Here is a 1808-nt window from a genome sequence, read left to right on the forward strand (position 1 = left end):
CTGAAGCTCAGGTGCAGGCGCAAAACTATCGGGAGCGTCTAGATTCTTTACGTGACAATTATCAGTCTAGAAAACCTGTCAGTTTCTTCTATCAATTGTGGTCTAAGCCATTACGTACAATGGCCGCAGGGAGTTGGATTAATCAAATGTTCGCGGGTTGCGGTGCTGTAAATGTGTTCGACGACCCTTCAATGGATTACCCGCAAGTAAGTTTAGAATCCGTGATTGATTTGCGTCCAGAGGTCATCGTTGTGCCAACGCATCACGGTACAGAAATGGACTTGAATATGTGGAATGACTGGCCCGAGATTCCTGCGGTTAAAAACGATCATATCGTATTTTTTAATGGTGACTTATTGCACCGGTTTTCATATCGAACACTCTATGGCATGCAGCAAATTTGCGAAGTGTTTGATGATATTAGACAAATCAAAAAGTAGCGTATTGATAAGCGTAGCTTTAAACAAAGTAAGAGAAGGTTTATGACAGACGAGAATGCTAAAAACGAATCCCACAAGAAAGCGATGCAAAAGCAAAAAGAAAAAGTAGACGCGCATATTGCAGCGGCTGATGAAGAACGCGGTATTTCTTTGCTACTTACCGGTAACGGCAAGGGCAAAAGCAGTTCTGGGTTTGGAATGGTATTACGTGCCTTGGGGTATGGGCATAAAGTTGGCGTTGTTCAATTTATTAAAGGTGCTCAGCTTTCAGGAGAAGAGATCTTTCTGAAAGAGAAGATGCCAGAAGTTGATTTTTACCAGATGGGTACTGGGTTTACTTGGAATACGCAAGATCGAACGGCTGATATTGAAGCTGCTCAAACGACCTGGGTTGAAGCCGAACGTATGTTGAAAGACGAAAGTATTGATCTCGTTTTACTTGATGAATTGACCTATATGATTGCCTATAAGTATCTCGATGAGCAGATGATCTTGGATGCAATCGCGAACCGACCACCCGAGCAGAGTGTGATTGTTACGGGTCGTGGCGGTGGTAGCGCTTTAAGAGATTTGTGCGATACCGTTTCTGAGGTGAAGGAAGTGAAGCACGCGTATAAAGCAGGTGTGAAAGCACGTAAGGGTGTTGATTACTAGAATGAGCTTTGCCGATAGCGTTCAGCGAAAAATAGATACCAAGACCAAGCCTATTGGTGCGCTTGGAGATATTGAGGCGTTAGCGAAACAAGTGTGTTTAATTCAGCAATCGCTGGAACCTCAACTCACCAAACCGACCATGCTGGTTTTCGCAGGCGATCATGGTATCGCCGAAGAAGGCGTGAGCGCATATCCGCAGGAAGTGACTTGGCAAATGGTCATGAACTTTGTTGCTGGAGGTGCTGCGATCAATGTATTTACGATCCAGAATGGTATGGATCTTCAGGTCGTTGATGCAGGTGTTAACTATGAATTTCCTGATGATTTGCCGATCGTTTATCGCAAGATAGCAAAAGGAACGCGTAACTTTTTAGTTGATCAGGCGATGACCGAGTGGCAACTGAATCAATCCTTACAATCAGGTGCGGATGTTCTTGGTGAGTTGCATGATAAAGGCTGCAATGTTGTTGGGTTTGGTGAAATGGGTATTGCAAATACGGCATCTGCAGCTGCTCTTATTTCCCAGTTAATTGGGATTCCGGTATCAGAAATAGCTGGTCGCGGTACGGGGCTTAATGACCGTCAACTGAGTCATAAAATTCAGGTACTTGAAAAGTCTTTTATCTATCATGGTCAAATAGACGGTGTTCACGACGTTCTCCAAACGTTTGGAGGCTTTGAAATAGCGCAAATGGTTGGTGCGATGCTCGAAGC

Annotated in this window: 3 protein-coding genes; all 3 read left to right on the top strand. The window is 44.2% G+C overall.

The features are described from left to right. Nucleotides 1-440 (top strand): ABC transporter substrate-binding protein (locus A3762_RS12295; protein WP_156493428.1); only part of this gene is annotated, 440 nt, incomplete at its 5' end. A gap of 42 nt (nt 441-482) precedes the next feature. Beyond that, nucleotides 483-1094, top strand: a complete 612-nt coding sequence (cobO, locus tag A3762_RS12300; RefSeq protein ID WP_068755803.1) for a cob(I)yrinic acid a,c-diamide adenosyltransferase — start codon at nt 483-485, stop codon at nt 1092-1094. Nucleotide 1095: 1 nt separating this feature from the next. Beyond that, the coding region (locus A3762_RS12305) for a nicotinate-nucleotide--dimethylbenzimidazole phosphoribosyltransferase (RefSeq protein ID WP_068755807.1) at nt 1096-1808 on the top strand (713 nt) is incomplete at its 3' end.

The sequence above is a fragment of the Oleiphilus sp. HI0125 genome, assembly GCF_001635355.1.